Source organism: Mycobacterium sp. E3247 (assembly GCF_001667785.1).
In the GTDB taxonomy this organism is placed as follows: domain Bacteria; phylum Actinomycetota; class Actinomycetes; order Mycobacteriales; family Mycobacteriaceae; genus Mycobacterium.
Genome location: NZ_LZJG01000155.1, coordinates 16,429 through 41,399, shown reverse-complemented (window position 1 = coordinate 41,399; position 24,971 = coordinate 16,429). Strand labels below are relative to the sequence as shown.

6 protein-coding genes are annotated in these 24,971 nt (G+C 67.8%); 3 read left to right on the top strand and 3 right to left on the bottom strand.

Annotation, left to right across the window (positions count from 1 at the left end; all coding sequences use genetic code 11):
* From A9X04_RS08265 to A9X04_RS08255, 3 genes are all read right to left on the bottom strand, one after another.
* Nucleotides 1-7,052 (bottom strand): non-ribosomal peptide synthetase (locus A9X04_RS08265; RefSeq protein ID WP_067919227.1); only part of this gene is annotated, 7,052 nt, incomplete at its 3' end.
* On the bottom strand, nucleotides 7,049-17,293 hold the full coding sequence (locus A9X04_RS08260) for an amino acid adenylation domain-containing protein (protein WP_067919220.1): 10,245 nt from the start codon (nucleotides 17,291-17,293) through the stop codon (nucleotides 7,049-7,051). The genes A9X04_RS08260 and A9X04_RS08265, both read right to left, overlap by 4 nt.
* A 40-nt stretch (nucleotides 17,294-17,333) precedes the next feature.
* On the bottom strand, nucleotides 17,334-17,564 hold the full coding sequence (locus A9X04_RS08255; protein ID WP_067919218.1) for an MbtH family protein: 231 nt from the start codon (nucleotides 17,562-17,564) through the stop codon (nucleotides 17,334-17,336).
* A 992-nt stretch (nucleotides 17,565-18,556) separates the two neighbouring features.
* On the opposite strand from A9X04_RS08255, the gene A9X04_RS08250 reads away from it, so the two are divergent.
* The 3 genes from A9X04_RS08250 (at nucleotide 18,557) to A9X04_RS08240 (ending at nucleotide 24,948) form a co-directional block, all read left to right on the top strand.
* The gene (locus tag A9X04_RS08250) at nucleotides 18,557-18,976 is read left to right on the top strand and encodes an MmpS family protein (protein ID WP_067919225.1); all 420 of its coding nucleotides are present in this window, start codon (nucleotides 18,557-18,559) and stop codon (nucleotides 18,974-18,976) included.
* Nucleotides 18,973-21,870, top strand: a complete 2,898-nt coding sequence (locus tag A9X04_RS08245) for an RND family transporter (RefSeq protein ID WP_067919215.1) — start codon at nucleotides 18,973-18,975, stop codon at nucleotides 21,868-21,870. The genes A9X04_RS08250 and A9X04_RS08245 overlap by 4 nt, the downstream gene beginning before the upstream one ends.
* A gap of 165 nt (nucleotides 21,871-22,035) precedes the next feature.
* Entirely contained in the window at nucleotides 22,036-24,948 is a 2,913-nt protein-coding gene (locus tag A9X04_RS08240; protein ID WP_067919213.1) for an RND family transporter, read from the top strand.
* Nucleotides 24,949-24,971: the final 23 nt, after the last annotated feature.

The window sequence follows — 24,971 nt, the reverse complement described above, 5'->3', positions numbered from 1 at the left end:
AACACCGAGACCGGCAGCCCGCACAGGTCGTGGGCCTCGCGCAGCAACACCTCGCCGGCCCACTTGCTGTTGCCGTAGCCGTTGGCGTAGCTGCCGTCGATCTTGCGGATGGGGCTGATGACGCGGATGTCGGCGTCCTCGGTGAATGCCGCCGGGTCGATCTGGCGGCCGACGTCGGAGGTGGACACGTAGGCGTACGGCTTCAGCTTGCTCGTCAGGGCCACCCGGATCAGCTCGGCGGTGCCGGCGACGTTGGGGGCGAACAGCTCGCTGTAGGGCAGCACGCCGTTGACCAGGGCCGCCGAGTCCACGATCAGGTCGACGGTGTCGGCCAGCCGTTGCCACGTCGGCTCATCCAGGCCCAGGTTCGCCGCACCCTTGTCGCCCGCGATGACCTCCAGGTGATCGGCGGCCAACTCCTGGAAATACCGCAGCAACTTCGGGTCACCGCTGTCGAAGGTCTTCTCCAGCCGCTGACGAGCCTCCTCGTCCGAGCCGGCCCGCACCAGGCAGATCAGCTTGCCGTCCACCAGCTCCAGCTGCTCCAGCCACTGCAGGGCCAGGTAACGGCCCAAGAAACCGGTCGCCCCGGTCAACAGGACCGTCCGCACCTCCGAGCTCGGGCCGGGCAACGACGGTGCGCCGCTCAGCGTCGCCGCGTCGATGAACTTCTCCAGCGTCAGATCGCTCGCGTAGATCTGGGTGGCGTCGCGACCATGCACCGAGGCGAAGCTGGCCTCCCCACCCTCGGCTTCGTCCGCGCCGCTGGCGTCGTGCTCTGCCCGTTGGCCGAGGCGTCGCACCGTCGGCGCCTCGAACAAGGTGCGCACCGAGAGGTTGGCGTCGAGGGCCGTGTTGATCTCGGCGATCACCCGCATAGCGGACAGCGAGTCGCCGCCGAGGTCGAAGAACGAGTCCTCGACCGAAACCCGCTGCAGCCCAAGGACGTTGGCGTAGATCTCGGCGAGGGTCTCTTCCACTGGGGTGGCCGGGGCCCGGTATTCGCCGCCGGTCTTCTGGTACTCGGGGGCGGGCAGGGCCCGCTTGTCGAGCTTGCCGTTGACGGTCAACGGCAGCGCGTCCAGTACCACCACCGCAACCGGCACCATGTACGCCGGCAGCCTTTCGCCCAACTGGGCCCGGATCTCGGCCGGGTCGGCGGTGCCGGTGATGTAGCCGACCAGCCGCTTGTCGCCGGGGCGGTCCTCGCGGGCGATCACCGCCGCCTGCTCCACCCCGTCCAAACCGGCCAGGGCCGCCTGGATTTCGCCGAGCTCGATGCGGTAGCCACGGATCTTGACCTGCTCGTCGACCCGGCCCAGGTACTGCAGCTGCCCGTCGGCGCCCCAGCGGACCAGGTCCCCGGTGCGATACATGCGCGCACCGGGCGCCCCGAACGGGCACGCCACGAACCGCGAGGCCGTCAGGCCGGAGCGGCGCGCATAACCGGACGCCACACCGCGACCGGCGATGTAGAGTTCGCCGACGACGCCCTGCGGCGCCGGACGCAGCCACCTGTCCAGCACGAACAGCGCCGCCCCCGGGACCGGGGAGCCGATCGGGGCTCCCGTGTCCGGGTTCAGCGGCGAGCTCATCGCCGCGTACACCGTGCCCTCGGTCGGGCCGTAGGCGTTGATCATCACCCGGCCCGGCGCCCACCGGTCCACCACCTCGGGCGGGCAGGCCTCCCCGGCGACCACCAGGGCCGTCGCTTCCAGCCCCTCGGGCGAGAGCATGCCCACGGCCGACGGGGTCTGGCTGAGCACCGTCACGCTCTCCGCGACCAGCAGGGCGTGCAGGTCCTTCGGGGAGCCGGCCACGGACTCGGGCACCACGACCAGCCGGCCGCCGTGCAACAGCGCGCCGAAGATCTCGTGCACCGAGACGTCGAACACCAGCGAATGCCACTGCGCCCACACGCCCGGGGCCGGCAGGTCGGCGTGCAGCTTCTCCAGCAGTTGGGTGGCGTTGAGGTGGGTGACTGCTACACCTTTCGGGACACCCGTGGTGCCCGACGTGTAGATCAGGTACGCGATGTCCGCGGCCGTCGGTGCCGGTAGCGCCGTGGCGGGCTGGGTGTCCACCGCCGGGTCGTTGACGTCGATGACCAGCAGGTCGGAGCCGTCCAGCCGCGACCGCAGGTCGGCGGTCGTCACGGCGGCGACCGGCGCGGCGTCGGTGAGCACGAACTCGATCCGCGCCGCCGGAACCGCCGGGTCGATCGGCAGGTATGCCGCCCCCGTCTTGAGCACCGCCAGGATGGCGACGATCGCCTCGGCCGAGCGGGAGAACAGCAGCGCCACGCTTTCGCCCGGGCCCGCGCCGTGCGCGGCGAGCAGGTGGGCCAACCGGTTCGCGGCCTCGTCCAGCTCGCGGTAGGTCATCGAGCGACCCTCGAACGTCAGCGCGACGGACTCCGGCACGCGGGCTACCTGCCTGGCGAACAGGGCCGGGATCGACTTCGCCGCCCGCACCGGCGCGGTCAGCACCGCCCGGTTGCCCCACTCGTCGAGGCGGGCACGCTCGTCGCCGTCCAGCACATCCATGACCGAGAGCCGCTGGCTGGAGTCGGCGGTCATGGCCCCCAACACCCGCTGGAAGCGCTCGATCAGCGACTCGATCCCGGCGGTGTCGAAGACGCTGGTGTCGAACTCGACGCGCAGGCCCAGTTCACGGCCCGGCAGCGCCATCACCGAGAGCGGGTAGTGGTTGTATTCGCGGTTGGTGACATCGGTGATCGCCAGCTCGTGGAAGCCCAGCGGCACGCTGGTGTCGATCGGGTAGTTCTCGTACAGGAACAGGGTGTCGAACAGCACGTCGTGTCCCGTGACGCGGTGAATCTCGTTGAGCGCCAGGTGCTCGTGCTCGATCGTGTCGTTATGGGCGCGCTGCAGTTGTTGCAGCAACTCGGCCACCGTCGTGCCCGCGCTGACGTTGGCGCGCACCGGCACCGTGTTGATCAGCAGGCCCACCATCGAGTCGGCGCCGACCAGATCGGCGGGCCGGCCCGACACCGCGGTGCCGAAGGCCACGTCGTGCTGGCCGGTCAACCTCATCAGCAGCTGCGCCCAAGCCGCCTGCAGCACGGTGTTGATCGTGGTGTGGCAGGACCGGGCCAACTCGCCCAGCGCGCGTGTCGTCTCCGCGGGCAGCCGGTACGACTCGACGCCGCGCCGACCCAGACCCAGCCGGGCCGGCGGACCCACCAGCGTGGGGGTGTCGAAGCCGGCCATCACCTCGGCCCACGCCGCCCGGGCGGCCGTGCGGTCCTGGGCCGTCAGCCAGTTCAGGTAGCTGCGGTAGGACGCGGGCGCGGGCAACCGCTCGCCGTAGTAGCTGGTCAGGATCTCCCGCAGCATGATCGGCAGCGACCATCCGTCCATCACGATGTGATGGTTGGTCAGGACGAACCGGTGCCGGTTGTCGGCGGTGCGGATCAACGCGGCCCGGAACGCCGGCCGGTGGGCGAGGTCGCTGACCGCCGCGCGCTCGGCAGCGCAGAGCTGTTCGATCTTCTCCTCGGGGTCCAGGTCTTCCGAGCCGAGCTGGACGTAACGCCATGCCATCACCGGGTCGGCAGGAATGACCTGAACCGGCTCGCCGAACTGCGGGCAGAACCGGGCCGCCAGGTTCGGATGCCGCTCGACGACGGTGTGGACGGCCTCACGCAACCGGTGCGCATCGAGGTCACCGGTCACGGTGATACCGAGCTGCACCGCATACACATCGTCGCCGAGGTCGTGCGCGAAGCTGGCGTGGAAGAGCAGCCCCTGCTGCAGCGGGGTCAACGGCAACACGTCGGCGACCGCGTACTGCTGGCACAAGTCGTCGAGCTGCTGCTGGGTCAGCCGGGCGGGGGCGACGTCCGACGGGGTCAGGCCGCCGCCGCCGCTGCGCACGTGCGCGCAGATCCCGGCGAGGGCCTCGAACCACAACTGGCTCAACCGGCTGACCTGCTCGTGGTCCAGCGCCGAGGGCGCCCAGGTCCAGTTGGCCTGCAGGTGGGGGCCGGCCTCGGTGTCCATGGTCCCGGCGTTGAGGTCGACGGTGTGCATCAACGGCATGGGCAGCGCCGCGCTGGCGGCGCCGGTGAACGACAGGCTGTCCTGGCTGATCCGCCACATCTCGCCGGGCAGGTCGGCGGCAGCACCCAGGCGGCCCAGGTAGTTGAACCCGATCACCGGGTCGGACCCTTCCAGGTCCACCTCGGCGTTCATGTACCGCAGCAGCCCGTAGGTCAGCGGGTCGGGCAGGGCGCGCAGCTGTTCCTTTGCCTTCTTCACCAGCTCGCCGAGCGCGGGGTCGCCGGCCATCACCTGCGCCCAGTCCAGCTCGCCGACGGTCAGCGCGACCGGGTACTTGGTGGTGAACCAGCCCACGGTGCGGGACAGGTCGACGTGCGGACCCAGTTCCTCGTGGCGGCCGTGGCCCTCCACGTCGATGCCGATCGGCGCGCCGGTGCCGACGAACCGCGCCCAGGCCAACCCGAACGCGATCAACAGGATGTCCTGCACCCCGGCGTGGAACGCCGCGGGCACCTCACCCAGCAGCATCCGGGTGGTGTCGACGTCCAGCGACACCGACAGCTGCTTGGCCGTCTCGTAGGTGTCGAGGTCGGGGCGCACCGCCGGCAACAGCGCCGGGGTCGCGGCGACCTCACGCCACGCGTCGGCCTGGGCGACGACGTCGGGGCGCTGGGCGTGCTCGGCCAGGATCGCCGACCACCGGGCGAACGACGTCCCGCCCGTCGGCAACGCCACCGGCTGGCCGCTGTGGTGCTGGGCCCAGGCGATGTTCAAGTCTTCCAACAGGATTCGCCACGACACCCCGTCGACGGCCAGGTGGTGAATCATCAGCGCCAGCTGGGCCGTGGCTTCGGCCCACACGGCGCGCAGCATGATGCCCGCCGCGGGGTTGAGCTGCGAACGCGCGGCCACCAGCGCCGCGTCGGACAACGTGTCAACGGTGTGCATGCACGCTTCCGCCTCGACCGCACCGACCTCGGGCACGTGCAGCGACCAGCCGCCGGCGCCGTCGTCGTCCACCCGCATCCGCAGGGTGGCATGCCGGTCCAGCAGCGACTGGAGCACCACCTGGACGTCCTCGCGGGTGACGCCCGCGGGGGCCTGCACGACCATGGTCTGGTTGAACTGGTCGGTGGGGCCGTCGACCTGCTGGAGCCAGCGCATGATCGGGGTGGCGACCACCGCGCCGAGGCCCTCGTCGACGACGTCGTCGTCGGAGGCCACACCGGCCACCCGGGCCAGCCGGGCCACGGTCTGCTCGACGAAGACGTCGCGCGGGCGGCACACCACGCCGGCGGCGCGGGCGCGGGCGACGACCTGCATCGACAGGATGCTGTCGCCGCCCAGGTCGAAGAACGAGTCGTCGACGCCCACCCGCTCGAGGCCGAGGACCTGGGCGTAAATGGCGGCCAGGGTCTCTTCGACGGCTGTGGTCGGGGCGCGGTATTCACCGGTTGTCTTCTGGTACTCGGGGGCGGGCAGGGCCCGCTTGTCGAGCTTGCCGTTGACGGTCAACGGCAGCGCGTCCAGCACCACGATCGCGGCGGGCACCATGTATTTGGGCAGCCGTTCGCCGAGCCGGGCGCGGATCTCGGCCGGGTCGGCGGTGCCGGTGATGTAGCCGACCAGTCGCTTGTCGCCGGGGCGGTCCTCGCGGGCGATCACGGCCGACTGCTCGACGCCGTCCAGCGCGGCGAGCGCGGTCTGGATCTCGCCGAGCTCGATGCGGTAGCCGCGGATCTTGACCTGCTCGTCGGCCCGGCCCAGGTACTGCAGCTGGCCGTCGACGCCCCAGCGGACCAGGTCGCCGGTGCGGTACATCCGCGTCCCCGGCGCCCCGAACGGGCACGCGATGAAGCGCGACGCCGTCAGACCCGCCCGGCGCACGTACCCGGAGGCCACGCCGCGACCGGCGATGTACAGCTCGCCGACGACGCCCTCCGGCGCGGGCCGCAGCCACTTATCCAGCACGAACAGCGCGGCCCCTGGCACCGGTGAGCCGATCGTCGGCGCCCCCGACTCGGCGGTCAGCGGCGCGCTCATCGATGCGTACACCGTGCCCTCGGTCGGGCCGTAGGCGTTGATCATCACGCGCCCCGGCGCCCACCGGTCCACCACCTCGGCCGGGCAGGCCTCGCCCGCCACGATCAGCGCAGTCGAATCCAGGCCGTCCGGCGACAGCATGCCCACCGCCGACGGGGTCTGGCACAACACGGTGACCTTCTCGGCGACCAGCAGCGCGTGCAGGTCGTCCGGGGAGCCGGCCACCGACTCGGGCACCACGACCAGGCGCCCGCCGTGCAGCAGCGGACCCCAGATCTCCCAGACCGACACGTCGAACACCAGCGAGTGCCACTGCGACCAGACACCGGCCTTCGGCAGGTCGGCGGGCAGCTTCTTCAGCAGTTGGGTGACGTTCTGGTGGGTGACCGCCACGCCCTTGGGCGTTCCGGTGGTGCCCGAGGTGTAGATCATGTACGCGATGTCCTCGGGGGCCGGCCCGGGCAGCCCCGAGGTGGGCTGTTCGGCCACCGCCGGGTCGTCGACCTCGACGACCAGCAGGTCGAACCCGTCCAGGCGCGGCCGCAGCTCGGCCGTCGTCACCGCGGCGACCGGGGCCGCGTCGCCGAGCATGAACTCCATCCGGGAGGCCGGGACGGCCGGATCGATCGGCAGGTAGGCCGCGCCGGTCTTGAGGACGGCCAGGATCGACACGATCGCCTCAGCCGAACGTGACTGGAGCAGCGCCACGCTTTCGCCGGGGCCCGCGCCGTGCTCGGCCAGCAGGTGCGCCAGCCGGTTGGCGGCCTCGTCGAGTTCGCGGTAGGTCAGCGTGCGGCCGTCGAACGTCAGCGCCGGAGCCTCCGGGACGCGGGCGACCTGCTTGGCGAACAACGCCGGGATCGAGACAGCACCCGTCGCCGGCGCGGTCAGCACCGCCCGGTTGCCCCACTCGTCGAGGCGGTCGTGCTCGCCGCCATCGAGCAAGTCGATGGACAACAATCGCCGCCCTGCACCGACGGTCATGACTGCTCCTCCAGATCTGCGGTCATGGCTTCCAGCACGCGCCGGAACCGCTCTATCAACCTCTCGATTCTGCCCGTGTCGAAGACTTCTGTATCGAATTCGACGCGAAGACCCAGTTCGTGACCCGGCACGGCTTGCACCGAGAGCGGGTAATGGTTGAATTCCCGGTTCGTGAAGCCGTCGATGGCCAGTTCGTCGACGGTCGATAACGCGGCGGTGTCGATTGGATAGTTCTCATACACGAACATGGTGTCGAATAATTGGTCGTGTCCCGTTACACGATGAATCTCATTCAGCGCTAAGTGCTGGTGCTCGAGCGTGTCGTTGTAGGCGCTTTGTAGCTGGTTGAGCAGGTCGGCGATGGTGGTCTCGGCGCCGATCGTGGCCCGCACCGGCACCGTGTTGATCAGCAGCCCCACCATCTGGTCCGAGCCGGCCAGATCGGTCGGGCGGCCGGAGACCGCCGTCCCGAAGGTGACGTCGTGCTGGCCGGTCAGCCACATCAGCAGCTGCGCCCACGCGCCCTGCAGCACGGTGCTGACGGTGGTGTGGCACGACCGGGCCAGCTCGCCGAGGGCCCGGGTGGTCTCCGCCGACATCTGGAACGACGAGACGGCCCGCGGCCCGAGGCTCATCCGGCCGGGCGGCCCGACCAGCGTGGGGGTGTCGAAGCCGGCCAGCACCCGCCGCCACGCCGCCTGGGCGGCGCCGCGGTCCTGCGCGGCCAACCAATCGACGAACTTGCGGTAAGGCACCGGGGCGGGCAGCGGCACCCCGTAGTAGGCGGCGAAGATCTCCTGCAGCAGAAGGGGTTTCGACCACCCGTCGAGCACGATGTGATGGTTGGTCAGCACGAAGCGGTGCCGGTTGTCCGCGGTGCGGATCAGCGCGGCCCGGAACGGCGGGCGCTCCGCCAGGTCGCACACCGCGGCGCGCTCGGCGGCGCACAGCTGCTGGATCTGCTCTTCGGGCTCGAGGTCTTCGGCGTCGAGTTCGACGTAGCGCCACGCCAGCGGCGGGTCGGCCGAGAGCACCTGCACGGGCTCGCCGAAGTCTTCGATGAAGTGCGCCACCACGTTGGGATGCCGCTTGATGACGGCGTGCACGGCGTCGCTCAGCCGGTGCGGGTCGAGCGCACCGCTCACGCTGATGTCGAGCTGCACCGCGTACAGATCGTCGCTCCCGTGCGCCGTGCCGGTGTGGAACAGCAGGCCCTGCTGCAGCGGGGTCAGCGGCAACACGTCGGCGACCGCGAAGCGCTGGCACAGCTCGTCGATGTCGCGCTGGGTCAGCCGGGCGGGGGCCAGGTCCGACGGGGTCAGCCCGCCGCCACCGCTGCGCACGTGGCTGCAGATGCCGCTCAGGGCGTCGAACCACAACTCGCTCAGCCGCCCGATCTGGACCTCGTCGAGCGCCGAGCGCGCCCACGTCCAGTTGGCCTGCAGCAGCGGGCCGGCGGCGGTGTCCAGGGTGCCGGCGTTGAGCTCGACGGTGTGCGGCAGCGGCATGGGCACCGCCGTCGCCGACCCGGCCGACGCGAGGCTGTCCTGGTCGAGGCGCCAGAAGTCGCTGGAGAGGTCGGCGGCGCCGCCCAGGCGGCCCAGGTAGTTGAACCCGATCACCGGGTCCGAGCCGTCCAGCTCGACGTCCGGGTTCAGATAGCGCAGCAACCCGTAGGTCAGCGCGTCCGGCAGGGCACGCAGCTGCTCCTTGGCGTCCTTGACCAGCGCCCCCAGCTCGGCCTCACCGGCGACGACCTGACCCCAGGACAGGCCGCCGACCTTGAGCGCGACGGGGTACTTGGTGGTGAACCACCCGACGGTGCGGGACAGGTCGACGTGCGGACCCAGCTCCTCGTGGCGGCCGTGGCCCTCCACGTCGATGCCGATCGGCGCGCCGGTGCCCACGAACTGCGCCCAGGCCAACCCGAACGCGATCAACAGGATGTCCTGCACCCCGGCGTGGAACGCGGCGGGAACCTCGCCCAGCAACAACCGGGTGGTGTCGGCGTCGAGCGACACCGACAGCTGTCCCGCGCTGACGAAGGTGTCGATGTCGGGCGCCACCGCCGGCAGCGGCGCCGGCGTCGATGCGATCTGCCGCCACGCCTCGGCGGTGTCGACAACCTCCGGCCGGCGCGCGTGTTCGGCCAGCAGCGACGACCACCGGGCGAACGACATCCCGCCCACCGGCAGCGCCAACGGCTGGCCGCTGTGGTGCTGAGCCCAGGCAATATTCAAGTCTTCCAACAGGATTCGCCACGACACGCCGTCGACGGCCAGGTGGTGGATGACCAACGCCAACTGGCCCGTGGAGGGCACCCACACCGCGCGCAGCATCGCGCCGCTGGCCGGGTTCAGCTGGTCGCGCGCGGCCGCCAGTGCCGTGTCGGACAGGGCCTCGACGGTGTGCACACACCCCGCGGCGTCGACCGCGCCGACCTCGGGCACCCGCAGGGACCAGCCGCCCTCGCCGTCGTCGTCGACCCGCAGCCGAAGCATGGCGTGCCGATCCAGCAAAGCCTGCAGGATCAGCACCACGTCGCTCTCGCCCACCCCGGCCGGGGCCTGCACAACCATGGTCTGGTTGAACTGCTCGACCGGCCCGTCGACGCTGTGCAGCCACCGCATGATCGGGGTGGCGACCACCGGGCCGATGCCCTCGTCGACCACGTCGTCGTCGCTGGCCACCCCGGCGACCCGGGCCAGCCGGGCCACCGTCTGCTCGACGAAGATGTCCCGCGGGCGGCAGACCACACCGGCCGCCCGGGCGCGGGCGACGACCTGCATCGACAGGATGCTGTCGCCGCCGAGGTCGAAGAACGAGTCGTCCACCCCGACCCGCTCCACCCCGAGTACCTGGGCGTAGATGCCGGCCAGGATCTCCTCGATGGCCGTGCCCGGCGCCCGGTAGTGGTCGGTGTCGGAGTATTCCGGCGCCGGCAGCGCGCGGGTGTCCAGCTTGCCGTTGACGGTCAGCGGCAGCGCCTCGAGCACCACCACGGCCGTGGGCACCATGTAGGCGGGAAGCCGCTCCCCGAGCTGGTTGCGGATCTCGGCCGGGTCGGCGGTGCCGGTCACGTAGCCCACCAGCCGCTTGTCGCCGGGGCGGTCCTCGCGGGCGATCACCGCCGCTTCGTTGACGCCGTCCAGGGCGGCCAGGGCCGCATGCACTTCACCGAGTTCGATGCGGTAGCCGCGGATCTTGACCTGCTCGTCGGCGCGCCCCATGTACTGCAGCTGGCCGTCGGCGCCCCAGCGCACCAGGTCCCCGGTGCGATACATCCGGGCGCCAGCCCCGCCGAACGGGCAGGCCACGAACCGCGTCGCGCACAGCCCCGAGCGGCCCACGTACCCGTAGGCGAGGCCCCGGCCGGCCACATACAACTCGCCGACGACGCCCTCGGGCACCGGCCGCAGCCAGCCGTCCAGCACGAAGAAGCCCAGGTGGGCCAGCGGGACGCCGATGGGGCTGGCGTTGCTGTCCACGTCACCGTCGACGATCTCCCGGAACGACGCGTGGACCGTGGTCTCGGTGATGCCGTACATGTTGATCAGCCGCGGCAGCCCCGGGTGGTGGTGCAGCCACTTGCCCAGCTTCTGCGGCTCGAGCGCCTCGCCACCGAACACCACGGTCTGCAGCTTGAGCTGCTGGCCGAGTTCGGGCGCGAGAGAGTCGGCGGTCTGCAGCGCGTAGAACGCCGACGGCGTCTGGCTCAGCACGCTGACCTGTTCGCGGACCAGCATCGCATGCAGCTCTTCGGGTGAACGCACCACCGCGTCGGGCACGATCACCAGCCGGCCGCCGTACAGCAGCGACCCGAAGATCTCCCACACCGAGAAGTCGAAGGCCAGCGAGTGGCACTGCGTCCACACCTGCCCCAACGCCAGCTGTGCGTCCAGGGACTCCAGCAGCTGGGTGACGTTGCGGTGCGGCACCGCGACGCCCTTGGGGGTGCCCGTGGTGCCGGACGTATAGATGATGTAGGCGATGTCCTCCGGCGACGGTGCGGGCAGCCCGTCGGTGGGCTGGCTCGCGACGGCGGGGTCGTCGAAGTCGATGATGTCCAGGTTCGAGCCGTCGAGCCGCGACCGCACCTCCGCGGTGGTGACCGCGGCGATCGGCGCGGCGTCGCCGAGCACGAACTGCATGCGCGTGTCCGGCACCGTCGGGTCGACCGGCACGTAGGCCGCCCCGGTCTTGAGCACCGCCAGGATCGCCACGACGGCCTCGGTCGTGCGCGGGAACAGCACCGCGACGCGCTCCCCCGGGCCGGCGCCCCGGCCGGCCAACAGGTGCGCCAGCCGGTTCGCGGACTCCTCGACCTCGCCGTAGGTCCACGACCGGTCGCCGTAGGTGATGGCCACCGCCTCCGGCGCGCGGGCCGCCTGGGCGGCGAACAGCTCCGGAATCGACGCCAGCTTGGGCGCCGCCTCGGCCAGCACCGGGCGGTTGCCCCAGTCGTCGAGCCGGTGGTGCTCGGCGGCGTCGAGCAGGTCGATCGAGGACAGCCGCCGTGAGGAGTCGGCGGTCATGGCCACCATCACCTGCTGCAGCCGCTCGATCAACGTGTCGATGGCGGCGCGGTTGAACACCTCGGTGTCGAACTCGACGCGCAGGCTCAGTTCGTGACCGGGCGAGGCCACCACCGACAGCGGGTAGTGGTTGAACTCCCGGCTGCTGAAGTCGGTGACGGCCAGCTCGTGGACGCCCAGCAGCGCGCCCGCGTCGATCGGGTAGTTCTCGTAGAGGAAGAGGGTGTCGAACAGCTGGTCGTGACCGGTGACGCGGTGGATCTCGGGCAGCGCCAGGTGCTCGTAGTCGACGGTGTCGTTGTGCAGGTGTTGCAGCTGGTCGAGCAGGTCGGCGACGGTGGTGGTCGCGGTGATCGTCGCCCGCACCGGCACCGTGTTGATCAGCAGGCCGACCATCGAGTCGGAGCCGTGCAGTTCGGTCGGCCGTCCGGAGACCGCGGTGCCGAAGGCCACGTCATGGTGGCCGGTCATCCAGGTCAGCAGCTGCGTCCACGCACCCTGCAGCACGCTGCTGATGGTGGTCCGGCACGAGCGGGCCAGCTCGCCGAGCGCCTTCGTGGTCTCGGCGGGCACGTGGAAGGCGGCGACGCCCCGACGGCCGATCTGCCCGGGCGGGCCGACCAGGGTGGGGGTCTCGAAACCGGCCAGCGCCTGCGCCCACGCCGCCTGCGCGGCGGCGCGGTCCTGGTTGGTCAGCCAGGTCACGAAGCTGCGGTACGACGGGGCGGCGGGCAGCCGCTCGCCGTAGTAGCTGGCGAAGACCTCCTGCAGCAGGACGGGCAGCGACCAGCCGTCGACGACGATGTGGTGGATGGTCAGCACGAACCGGTGCCGGTCGGGCGCCGTGCGGATCAGCAAGCCCCGGAACGTGGGCTGGTCGGCCAGGTCGCACACTGCCGCGCGTTCGTCCGCGCACAAGCGCTCGACCTGGTCGTCGACGTTGCCGGCGTCCAGCTCGACGTACCGCCACGCCATCTGCGGATCGGCCGGGATGACCTGCACCGGCTCGCCGAAGTCCTCGGTGAACCGGGCGACCAGGTTGGGGTGGCGCTTGACGGCGGTGTGGACGGCCTCGCGCAGCCGCGCCGCGTCGAGGGCGCCGCTGACGGTGATGCCCAGCTGAACCGCGTACAGGTCGTCGGTGACCTGTCCGAACTCGGTGTGGAACAGCAGTCCCTGCTGCACCGGGGTCAGCGGCAGCACGTCGGCGACGCCACCCTGGCGGCAGAGGGCGTCGAGTTGTTGTTGGGTGAGGTGGGCGGGCGCGATGTCCGACGGGGTCAACCCGCCGCCGCCAGCCCGGACGTGCGCGCAGATCCCGGTCAGCGCCTCGAACCACAACTGGCTCAACCGGCTGACGCGCTCCTCGTCCAGCGCCGACGGTGCCCACGTCCAGTTGGCCTGCAGGTGCGGGCCGGCGTCGGTGTCCATGGTCCCGGCGTTCAGCTCGACGGTGTGCGCCAGCGGCATCGGCACCGCGGTGGCGACGGCCGCCACCGCCAGGCTGTCGTGGCTGACCCGCCACAGCTCGTCGGAGAGGTCGGCGCCCGCGCCGAGCCGCCCGAGGTAGTTGAACCCGATGACCGGGTCGGGCCCGTCGAGGTCGACGTCGGCGTTGAGGTAGCGCAGCAGCCCGTAGGTCAGGCCGTCGGGCAGGGCGCGCAGCTGTTCCTTGGCGGCCTTGATCACCGGGCCCAGCGCGGCCTCGCCGGCCGCCACCTGCGACCAGTTCAGCCGGCCGCCGTTCAACGCCACCGGGTACTTGGTGGTGAACCAGCCCACGGTGCGCGACAGGTCGACCCGCGGGAAAAGCTCCTCCTGGCGCCCGTGGCCCTCCACGTCGACGCCGATCGGCGCCGCGCCGGTGCCCAGGAATTCGGCGAACGCCAGCCCGAATGCGATCAGCAGGATGTCGCCCACGCCGGCGTGGAACGCCGCCGGCACCTCGCCCAGCAGCAGCCGGGTCGTCTCGACGTCCAGCGAGACCGACAGCTGACCCGCCGTGACATAGGTGTCGACGTCGGGCCGCACCGCCGGCAGCGCGGTCGGGGTGGCCGCCACCTGTCGCCACTCGTCCGCCCGGGCCACCACGTCGGCTCGCTGCGCGTGCTCGGCAAGCAGCGTCGACCAGCGGGCGAACGACGTCCCGGGCGCCAGCAGAGAGATGGGCTGCCCGTTGTGATGCTGGGCCCAGGCAATGTTGAAGTCTTCCACCAGGATTCGCCACGACACCCCGTCGACGGCCAGGTGGTGGATGATCAGCGCCAGCTCGCCCGTGGACTCCGCCCAGGCCGCGCTGACCATCACCCCGGCCGCCGGGTTCAACCGCGACCGCGCGTCGGCCAACGATTCGTCGGACAGCGACTCGACGGCGTGCACGCAGCCGCGCGCGTCCACCGCGCCGATCTCGGGCACCTGCAGCGACCAACCGCCCGCGCCGTCGTCGTCGGCGCGCAGCCGCAGCGCGGCATGGCGATCCAGCAGCGCCTGCAGCACCGCCACCACGTCGGCCTCGGTAGCTCCGGCCGGGGCCCGCACCACCATGGTCTGGTTGAACTGCTCGATCGGGCCCTCGATGCCGTGCAGCCACCGCATGATCGGGGTGGCCACCACCGGCCCGACGCCGTCGTCGGCCGCGCCGGCCGCGCCGTCGACCGCCACCTCGGCCACCCGCGCCAGCCGGGACACCGATTGCTCGACGAACACGTCGCGCGGCCGGAACAGGATCCCGGCCGCCCGCGCCCTGGCCACCACCTGCATGGACAGAATGCTGTCGCCGCCGAGGTCGAAGAACGAGGCGTCCACCCCGACCCGCTCCAGGCCCAGCACCTGGGCATAGATGTCGGCGAGGATCTCCTCGACCGGGTCTTCCGGCGCGCGGTATTCCGCGGTCGCGTATTCGGGTGCGGGCAGGGCGCGCTTGTCGAGCTTGCCGTTGCCGGTCAGCGGCAGGGTCTCCAGCACCACCACCGCGGCCGGCACCATGTACGGCGGCAGGCGGTCGGCCAGCGCGGCGCGGATCGCGGCCGGATCGGCCGTGCCGGTGATGTAGCCGACCAGGCGCTTGTCGCCGGGCCTGTCCTCGCGGGCGATCACCGCGGCCTGGTCCACCCCGTCGAGGCCCTTGAGCACCGATTGGATTTCGCCGAGCTCGATGCGGTAGCCGCGGATCTTGACCTGCTCGTCGGAGCGGCCGAAGTATTGCAGCTGCCCGTCTTCGCCCCAGCAGACCAGGTCGCCAGTCCGGTACATGCGCGCGCCCGGTCCGCCGAAGGGGTTGGCCACGAACCGGGAGGCCGTCAGCCCGGCGCGGCGCACGTACCCGATGCCGACGCCGCGGCCGGCCAGGTACAGCTCGCCGACCACGCCGGCCGGCACCGGCTGCAACCACTTGTCGAGGACGAACATCGCCGCCCCGGCGATCGGCGAACCGATCGGCACCACGGCCGATCCCGGGGTCAGCGGCTTGCTGATCGACGCGCACACCGTGGTCTCGGTGGGGCCGTAGGCGTCCAGCATCACCCGCCCGGGCGCCGCCCACCGATCCACCAAGTGGGCCGGGCAGGCTTCGCCGGCCACCACCAGGGCGGTGGACTCCAGACCGTCGGCCGGCAGCATCGCGACCGACGACGGCGTCTGGGTGAGCACGCTGACCTTCTCCGCGACCAGCAGATCGTGCAGCTCTTCCGGGGAGCTCGCCACCGACTCGGGGACCACCAGCAGCCGCCGGCCACGCAGCAGGGCGCCGAAGATCTCCCAGACCGAGAAGTCGAAGGCCGACGAGTGGCACTGCGTCCACACCTGCCCCTTGGGCAGGCCGGCGTCGAGCGAGTCGATCAGCCAGGTGACGTTGAGATGAGGAATCGCAACGCCTTTGGGGGTTCCGGTGGTTCCGGAGGTGTAGATGATGTAGGCGATGTTCTCCGGGGCCGGCGCCGGGAGCGGCGTGGCGGGCTGGGCGTCGACGGCCGGGTCGTGGACATCGACGACCAGCAGGTCGTGGCCGTCCAGCCGCGACCGCAGGTCGGCGGTGGTGATGACGGCGCTCGGCGCCGCGTCGGAGAGCACGAACTCCATGCGCGCCGCGGAGTGCGCGGGGTCGATCGGCACGTAGGCCGCCCCGGTCTTGAGCACCGCGAGCATCGCGACGATCGCGTCGGTGCACCGGGGGAACATGACGGCGACGCAGCCACCCGGGCCCACCCCGTGGCCGGCCAGCAGCTGCGCCAGCCGGTTGGAAGCCTCGTCCAGTTCGGCGAACGTCAACGACTTGGCGGAGCAGGTGACGGCCGGCGCGTCGGGAGTCCGCTGCACGTGTTCGGCGAACGCGACCGGGATCGACACCGGGGCGGGCACCGGTTCGGCCAACGCCGCCCGATTGCTCCACTCGTCCAGCTTGGCCGGCTCGTCGGCGGCCAGCAGGTCGATCGAGGACAGCCACCGCTCCGGGTCGGCGGTCATCTCCTCCAGCACCTGCTGCATCCGGGCCGCCAGGTCGGCGACGCCGAAGTCGGCGAACGGCTGGCCCGGTCCCGCGGTGCTCAGGAACATCTGATCGCCGGAACCGAGGAAAAACAGGCTGAAGTGCCCCACCGGCCCGTGGTTGGTGTAGGTGGCGGTCGCCGGCGATCCGGCGAGGTCGAGGGTGAGCCGCATCGGGAGGAAGTTGATGCCGACCCGGCTCGCCGCCTGCCGCAGACCGTCGCTCTCGAGGGTGTGCACGGGGAACCGCTGGTGGTGCAGCAGCTCACGGATTCGAATGTCGACGTGTTTGCAGAAGTCGGCGACCGTGCCCGTGGGCGGGGTGTCCAGCACCAGCGGCACCACGCCGGCGAACATCCCGGGCAGGGTTTTCGACTCCGGGCGAACTCGCCGGCTCACCGGGAAGTCGAGCGCGACCTGCGAACCGCTCCCCGACCACGCCCGCACCAGCAACGCGCAGGCCGCGGTGGTGACGGAGAACCGGCGGATGCCCAGCTTCTTGGACAGCTCCTTGATCCGGGTGGTGACCGAGGGGTCCAACTGGACGGAGGCGGACGGCGAGTAGTGGTCCCGGCCGCTCGGGGCGTCCGACGGCCGGTCGACCCATGAGGTCTCCGGCGGCAGGTTGTGGCTCCAGTACTCCTTGTCCTCCTGATAGTCGGAGGACGCTTCGTACTCCGACTCCAGGTCCACCAAATCCTGGGCCGAGCCGAAGTAGGCGTCAGGAATGGGCTTTCCGGCAACCATGGCCGTGTAAATCGTGGCGACCCGACGGCATACCAGCGCCATTCCCAATCCGTCGATTGCGATGTGGTGGCAGCAACCGAACAAATAGAACTCGTCAGCCTGTGTCTGGAACAACACGAATTGGAACAGCTGACCGTTCAATGCCATCGGCGTGCGCTGGATCGACGACGCCATGGTGCGGGCTTCCTGCACGGGATCCGGCAAGGAAGTCAGGTCGTGGAAAGTGAGTTCGACGTTCGGGTAGTCGATCGGCTTCTGCACGACGTGGCCGTCGACCTCGAAGAACGACACCCTGCCGGCCTCGGCCTCCGCGACGGCCTGCGTGAGGGCGCGCTCGAGGGCGTCCCGGTCAACCGGACCCTCGATCTTTATCAAGAGGCCGAGCTGCCACTCCGTGCCGACGAAGCCCGTTTCCTGCGAGAGCCAGATGTCAAGCTGCCCGCGCGTCAGCGGAAGTGTGTGATCACCAACTCCCATCGACTCCCCCAAAGCTCCATCCGCCCCATACCCCGACTCGTTACTGCTCAAAACCCCGACCCGATGCGAGCTTGTCGCGCAGACTCTTTGGCCGGATGTCGGGCCAGTTCTGTTCGATGTACTCCAAGCACGCAGCGCGATCCGTCTCCCCGTACACCACTCGCCAGCCGGCTGGAACATCGGCGAAGGCCGGCCACAGACTGTGCTGCTCCTCGTCGTTTACCAAGACGAAAAAGCTGCCGTTGTCGTCGTCGAACGGATTGATGCTCACAGTTCTCCAAGATGCCTAGTTGACACGAGTGGAACGGTCCAAACCCTACTGGAGGCACCAGCGTGCCGCCGTGATTTGGACAAAGTTCCCGGTGTGACCTGTCAGGCTCTTAACGCAGCCTAAGAATTGGGCTGACGGGCTGCGCAGCTGCCGCCGTTGGCAACTGTGACCTGCAACAAAGACTCACCGGTGCGGTTAGCGATTGGGCGTGGTCGACCTTCAAGGACGATGCAATTTTGGGTGGTTGTCACCGGCCAGGATACCGGCCCCGGAGCAACCGCGAAAATCACCGCGAGGCGAACCGGCGGCGGCGGCGCGAACATCGCGGAAACGGGCGCGATCCAACCTCAGCGGCGCACATCCGTTCGCCGCCCGAACGCGACTCGGGAACCCATTGACTCCGGGCGGCGATCGTCGTTAGCTGACTAGGGCTGCTGATCCGTCAGCGGGCTTCAGCCGTCGGGGCGCACCGTGGGTGGGCGTGTGCCGTTCCGGACCGAGTGGGGCGCTCGATGACAACCGGGTGAATCATCCGGCCGGGAGATCGAAAAAGTGCCGTTACGCATGCGGTATGCATTACGATCCCGTATCTCGTTGCCGAAGGGCTGATACGGAGACCAATGGCGTGGTTTACTCATGAAGACTCGGTCGCGCTCCCCGGGGGCGGGGCTCGTATGAGGTGCCGAAGCACGACTAGTCTGCGACGTACACCGCATTCGGAGTGCCCTCACCTGGCGTATCGCTTCCAGCATGTAACAGCTTGTTAGGGCCGGCGGAATAACAAGACGACGTGAAAACGTGCAGAAGGGGGTGCGGTGACCGAACCCGACGTGCGGGCCCGGCCTGGTAGCGCGACGGAAGGCGGCGACGGTGGCCAGCCTTCTGGTGGCCGACGGGGCTTCCTGGGCATTGGTCGCCAATCCCCGACTGGCCCGCAGCGGCCGGTCGGACGCCAACAGACTCATCCCCGCGGCGCGGGAATCATTGCCGCGCTGAAGCGGCTTTGGATCCCGTTGCTCATCGTGGCCGTGGTCGTTGCGGGAGGAATGACCGTCGCGCGACTGCACGGCATCTTCGGCTCCGAGAAGCGCGAGTCGTATGCCGACACCCGGATCAAGGACACCAAGCCGTTCAACCCCAAGCACATCCGGTACGAGATCTTCGGTCCGCCGGGGACGACCGCCGACATCAGCTACTTCGACGTCGACGGCAACCCGGTGCATGTCAACGGACAGCCCGTACCGTGGTCCTTCGATATTTCGACGACACTGCCGTCAATCCTGGGAAACGTTGTGGCACAAGGCAATGGCGACACGCTCGGCTGCCGCATCGTGGTTGACGGGGTGGTCAAAGCCGAGAGGGTTTCGCACGAATTGAACGCGTTCACCTACTGCATGCTGACGGCCACATGAGCGACGTGCAGAGCGACGCACCGGTGGAAACCGAACGCGCAAGGCCGTTCATAGCGCGGATGATCCATGCCCTGTCGATACCGATCATCTTGGGGTGGTTGGGTATCGCCGTCATCGTGGCGATCGGCGTTCCCCCGCTGGAGCAGGTCGAGGCGGAGAATGCGGTCCCGCTGAGTCCCGTTGCGGCACCGTCGTTCAAGGCGATGGAGCACTTGGGCCAGGACTTCAAGGAAACCAATTCCGGCGCTTTGGCGATGATCGTCCTGGAGAGTCAGCAACCCCTCGGCGACGACGCGCACAAGTACTACAACCAATTGATCCGTGAGTTGCGGGCCGATAAGCACGTGCAGAACGTCCAGGACTTCTGGGGCGATCCGGTCACGTCGAAAGCCGCGGAGAGTTCCGACTCGAAGGCCGTCTATGTGCAGGTCCAACTCGCCGGCACCCAGGGCGGAGCGGCGGGAGATGAATCTGTAGCGGCCATTCGACAAATAGTCGCGCAGACACCCACGCCGAATGGACTGAAGGCTTATGTCACCGGCCCCGCGCCCACGGTTGCGGACATGAACATCGCCGGTCAAAAGACCGTCATGTTGGTGACCGTGACGAGCCTCGCGGTGATCTTTATTACCCTGCTCCTGGTCTACCGGTCGATCCTGACGGTAATTCTTTTGTTGCTGATGGTCGGGCTGCAACTGCAGGTGTCACGCGGAATAGTCGCTTTCCTCGGTCATCTCCAGCTATTGGGCCTCACCACATTCGCCGTCAACCTGCTGGTCGCCGCGGTCATCGCGACGGGAACCGACTACGGCATATTCTTCGTCGGGCGATATCAGGAGGCGCGACAGGCCGGCGAGGACCGGGAAACGGCCTTCTACACCACGTTCGGCAGTGTGGCCAAGGTCGTGTTGGCTTCGGGGTTGACCATCGCCGGGGCGGTTTTCTGCCTCAACTTCACCCGGTTGCCCTATTTCCAGCCACTGGGCATCCCGTGCGCCATCGGCATCACCGTCGCGGTTCTTGTGGCCCTTACGCTCGCACCGGCACTCCTTGTCGTTGCCGGCCGTTTTGGCATCTTCGACCCAAAGCGGGTGATCACGACTCATCGCTGGCGGCGGATCGGCACCGCAATCGTACGGTGGCCCGCGCCAATTCTGGTCACCACCATGGCGATTGCGCTGATCGGCTTGATAACCCTGCCCAATTACAACCCCAGCTATGACGACCAGAAATTCATCCCTAGCGATATTCCCGCGAGTGTGGGAAATGCTGCCGCGCAGCGACACTTTCCCCAGTCGCGAACCATGATGCCCGAGATTCTGCTGCTCGAGAGCGATCACGATCTGCGCAATCCGGCCGACATGATCGTCTTGAACAAGGTCGCCAAGGGTGTCCTTGCGGTTCCAGGCGTTTCCACCGTGCAGTCCGTGACCCGGCCCGAAGGCATCCCGCTCGAGCACACGACGATCCCGTGGATCATGAGCATGTCGCAGTCAAGCCAGCAAATAAACATGGCGTTCCAGAAGGACCGCATGGACGACATGCTCAAGCAGGCCGAAATGCTGGGAAGAATGATCCAGATCATGCAGCACATGTACGGCCTGATGAAAGAGCTCGTCGCGACGACGCATCACATGGTCGGCACAACGCATGAGATGCAGCAGATCACGTACGAATTGCGCGACAAAGTCTCCGATTTCGAGGATTTCTTCAGGCCGATCCGTAGTTATTTCTATTGGGAACGCCACTGCTACGACATTCCCATCTGCTTTTCGTTGCGGTCCATATTCGATGCGCTCGACGGGGTTGACGAGATCACCGATAAGCTCAAAGAACTAGTGTCGGATCTGGATCAACTCGACGTGCTGCTGCCGCAAATGGTGGTTCTGCTACCTCCCATGATCGAAAGCATGGAAAGCATGCGGACCATGATGCTGACGATGCACAGCACCATGTCCGGCGTCATGGGCCAGATGGAGTCACAGGGCAACAATTCCGCCGCGATGGGGCAGGCTTTCGACCAGTCCAGGAACGAGGACTCCTTCTACCTGCCACCGGGCATCATCAACGACTCGGAGGCCTTCAAACGGGTCGAGAAAATCTTTATGTCGCCGGACGGAAAAGACGTCCGGATGCTTATCTCACAGAAGGGCGATCCCGCGACGCCCGAAGGTCTTTCGCGCGTGGAACCCATCAAGACCGCGGCCGAGGAGGCCCTCAAGGGAACCCCATTAGAGGATGCCAAGGTCTACCTCACGGGCACCGCGGCCATCACGAAAGACATCGTGGACGGCTCCAAATGGGACCTCTTGATCGCGGGCGTCGCCGCAATCTGCCTCATCTTCATCATCATGCTGATCATGACGCGAAGTTTTATTGCCGCGCTGGTGATCGTCGGTACGGTGCTGTTGTCGATGGGCGCGTCCTATGGGCTGTCCGTTCTGGTCTGGCAGTATCTTCTCGGCCTGCAACTGCACTGGACGGTGCTGTCGACGTCGGTCATCGTCCTTTTGGCGGTCGGGTCGGACTACAACCTGCTGCTGGTCTCCCGGATGAAAGAGGAATTGGCCGCCGGCATCAACACCGGCATCATCCGGGCGATGGCCGGTACCGGCAAGGTCGTCACCAACGCGGGCCTGGTGTTCGCCTTCACCATGGCTTCGATGGGGGTCAGTGACCTGCGCAGCGTCGCCCAGACCGGTACGACGATCGGGTTGGGTTTGCTGTTCGACACCCTGGTCGTGCGCGCGTTCATGACGCCGTCGGTCGCCGCTTTGCTTGGACGCTGGTTCTGGTGGCCGCAACGCGTGCGCCCGCGTCCCGCCAGCTCGATGCTTCGGCCGTCAGGACCCCGGCCGGCGGTGCGCTCGTTGTTGCTCAAACAGCCGTTGTAACCGGCGGACTTCCACTTTCAGCACAGGGACCGCGACCGTGGGGAACATCGTGACAGAGGACAACAGGGACGGCATTCGCCGCTGCGCCGCAGCCGACGGAACCGGCGAGGCTGTGCGCGTCCCGGACCGACTGCGCACCGCCGTTACCTGGCCGTCGAGGGCCGCATGACCACGGAACACACTCGACCACCTTTCTTCGCCCGGAGCATCCGCCGGCTTTCGGTGCTCATCGTGCTGGTGTGGGTGGCGCTCACGCTGCTGGTGACCTTCTGCGTTCCGTGGCTGGAGACGGTCGGCCGCGAACATTCCGTGCCGCTGGCGCCTCAGGACGCACCGGCGGTCCAGGCCATGCAGCGCATGGGCAAGGATTTCAAAGAATCCGACTCGGACAGCATCGCGATGGTTGTGCTCGAGGGGCAGCAGCGCCTCGGGGACGACGCCCACAACTATTACGACCAATTGATGCGCGCGCTGAAAGCCGATCCGAAGCACGTCGAGCACGTGCAGGACCTGTGGGGGGATCGCCTGACGGCGGCGGGTGCGCAAAGCGACGACGGCAAGGCCGTCTATGCGCAGATAAACCTCGCAGGCAACCAAGGCACAACGCTGGGGCAGGACTCCATTGCCGCGGTTCGCAACATCATCGCGCATAGCACGCCGCCCCCGGGACTTAAGGTCTATGTGACCGGTCCATCGGCGCTGTTGTCGGATATGCAGCAGGCTGGTGACAGGTCCATTCTGAAGATGACCGCGGTGGGCGCGCTGATCATTTTCGTGGTCCTGCTTTTCGTTTATCGATCGATATTCACTGTCGTCCTTTTGTTGGTCACCGTGGGGATCGAGGTTCTTGCCGCCAGGGGAATCGTTGCGTTCCTCGGCGACCACAGTCTGGTCGCGCTCTCGACTTTTGCCGTGAACCTGCTGGTGGCGCTCGCGATGGCGGCCGGAACCGACTACGCGATCTTCTTCTTCGGCCGATATCAGGAGGCACGTCAGGCCGGCGAGGACCGGGAAACGGCCTTCTACACCACTTTCCGTGGCGTCGCTCCCGTCGTCTTGGGCTCCGGTTTGACGATCGCCGGCGCGATGCTGTGCCTGGGCTTCACCCGAATGCCCATCTTCCAGGCAATGGGCGCGCCCTGCGCCGTCGGCATGCTCGTGGCGGTCGTGATCGCGCTCACGCTGGTCCCCGCCGTTCTGACCATCGGAAGTGGCATCGGACTGTTCGACCCCAAGCGAGTTCTCGGCTTCGGTCGATGGCGCCGGGTCGGGACGGCGATTGTCCGCTGGCCCCTGCCCATTCTCGCGGCGACTATCGCGGTGGCCGTGGTCGGTCTTGTGACGTTGCCCGGCTACCAGACGAGCTACAACAACCGGTTCTACATGCCCAATGACATTCCCGCCAATGTCGGATACGCGGCCGCTGATCGCCATTTCTCTCAAGCGCGAATGATGCCTGAAATCGTGATGATCGAATCGGATCACGATATGCGCAACCCCGCGGATTTTCTGGTCCTGCATAGGCTAGCCAAGGCGATCTTCAAAATTTACGGCATTTCGCGGGTACAGGGCATTACCCGGCCCGAGGGCACGCCAATCCAACACACGTCGATACCTTTTTTGATGCAGATGCAATATGCGGTCATGCAGCAAGATCAGAAATATATGCGAGACCGTACGCAAGACATTCTCAAACAAGTTGATGTGATATCGTTCCAAATCGCGACGATGAAGCGCATGTATGCTCTGCAAAAGCAGCTCACAGACATCACACACGACACTATCGCCAAGACCAAGGAAATGAAGCTCATCATAGGTGAGCTTAGCCAGCATATGTCGGATTTTGAAGATTTCTTCAGGCCGATTCGAAGTTATTTCTATTGGGAACGGCATTGCTACGATATTCCCATCTGCTGGACTTTAAGGAATATATTCGAGACGCTCGACGGTATCGACACGCTGAGCGATAAACTCGGCGACCTGATCGTAGACCTGAACAAGATGGATGCGCTTCTGCCGCAATTGCTCGAGATTTTCCCACCGTCGATCGCAATCGCCGAGGAAGCACGGACTATGATGCTGACGGCCTACAGCACCATGAACGGGACGCTCGGTCAGATGGACAACCAGAAAGAGAACGCCACCGCCATGGGGGCGACGTTCGACGCCGCGAGGGACGACGATTCGTTCTACCTGCCGCCCGACATCTTTCAGAACGAAGACTTCAAAAAGGCGATGAGCCAGTTCTTGTCGCCAGACGGGAAAGCCGCCCGATTCATCATCTCGCATAAGGGTGATCCCGCAGCGCCCGAGGGCCTCGCGCGCATCGACAAGATCAGGACGGCGGCCGAGGAGGCACTCAAGACCACACCGCTGGAACCGTCGAAGATCTATATCGCCGGCACGGCGTCGACATTCAAGGACTTCCGCGACGGCTCCACCTACGATCTCTTTATCGCGGGCGTCGGGGCACTCTGCCTCATTTTCATCATTATGCTGATCATCACCCGAAGTTTCGTGGCCTCACTGGTCATTGTCGGCACGGTGGCGCTCTCGCTCGGCTCGTCGTTCGGGCTGTCAGTTCTGATCTGGCAATACATTTTGGGCGTCAAGTTGTACTGGATGGTGCTGCCGATGTCCGTAATCGTCCTGTTGGCGGTGGGTTCGGACTACAACCTGTTGCTGGTTTCCCGGATGAAAGAGGAAATAGCCGGCGGCATCAACACCGGCATCATTCGCGCGATGGGCGGTACCGGCAAGGTCGTGACGAACGCAGGTCTGGTGTTCGCATTCACGATGGCCTCGATGGTGGCCAGCGATCTGCGGATCATCGGTCAGGTCGGTACCACCATCGGCCTGGGCCTGTTGTTCGACACGTTGATCGTGCGCTCGTTCATGACGCCCTCCATCGCTGCGCTGCTCGGACGTTGGTTCTGGTGGCCACAGATCGTCCGTCCACGCCCGGCCAGCCAAATGCTTCGGTCGGAGGGGCCGCGTCCGCTGGTGCGGTCCCTGGTGCTACACCGAGAGTTCGCGGACGATACGCCCACTGCGGAGATCCCGAGGCCCTCCGTCTAAATGGCCGGCCGCCATCGGAGAGA

What these genes read in the sequence shown, in the direction of transcription:
- A9X04_RS08260 (WP_067919220.1), bottom strand. Translation starts at nt 17,293, where the DNA reads ATGGGAGTTGGTGATCACACACTTCCGCTGACGCGCGGGCAGCTTGAC.
- A9X04_RS08245 (WP_067919215.1), top strand. Translation starts at nt 18,973, where the DNA reads ATGAGCGACGTGCAGAGCGACGCACCGGTGGAAACCGAACGCGCAAGG.
- A9X04_RS08240 (WP_067919213.1), top strand. Translation starts at nt 22,036, where the DNA reads ATGACCACGGAACACACTCGACCACCTTTCTTCGCCCGGAGCATCCGC.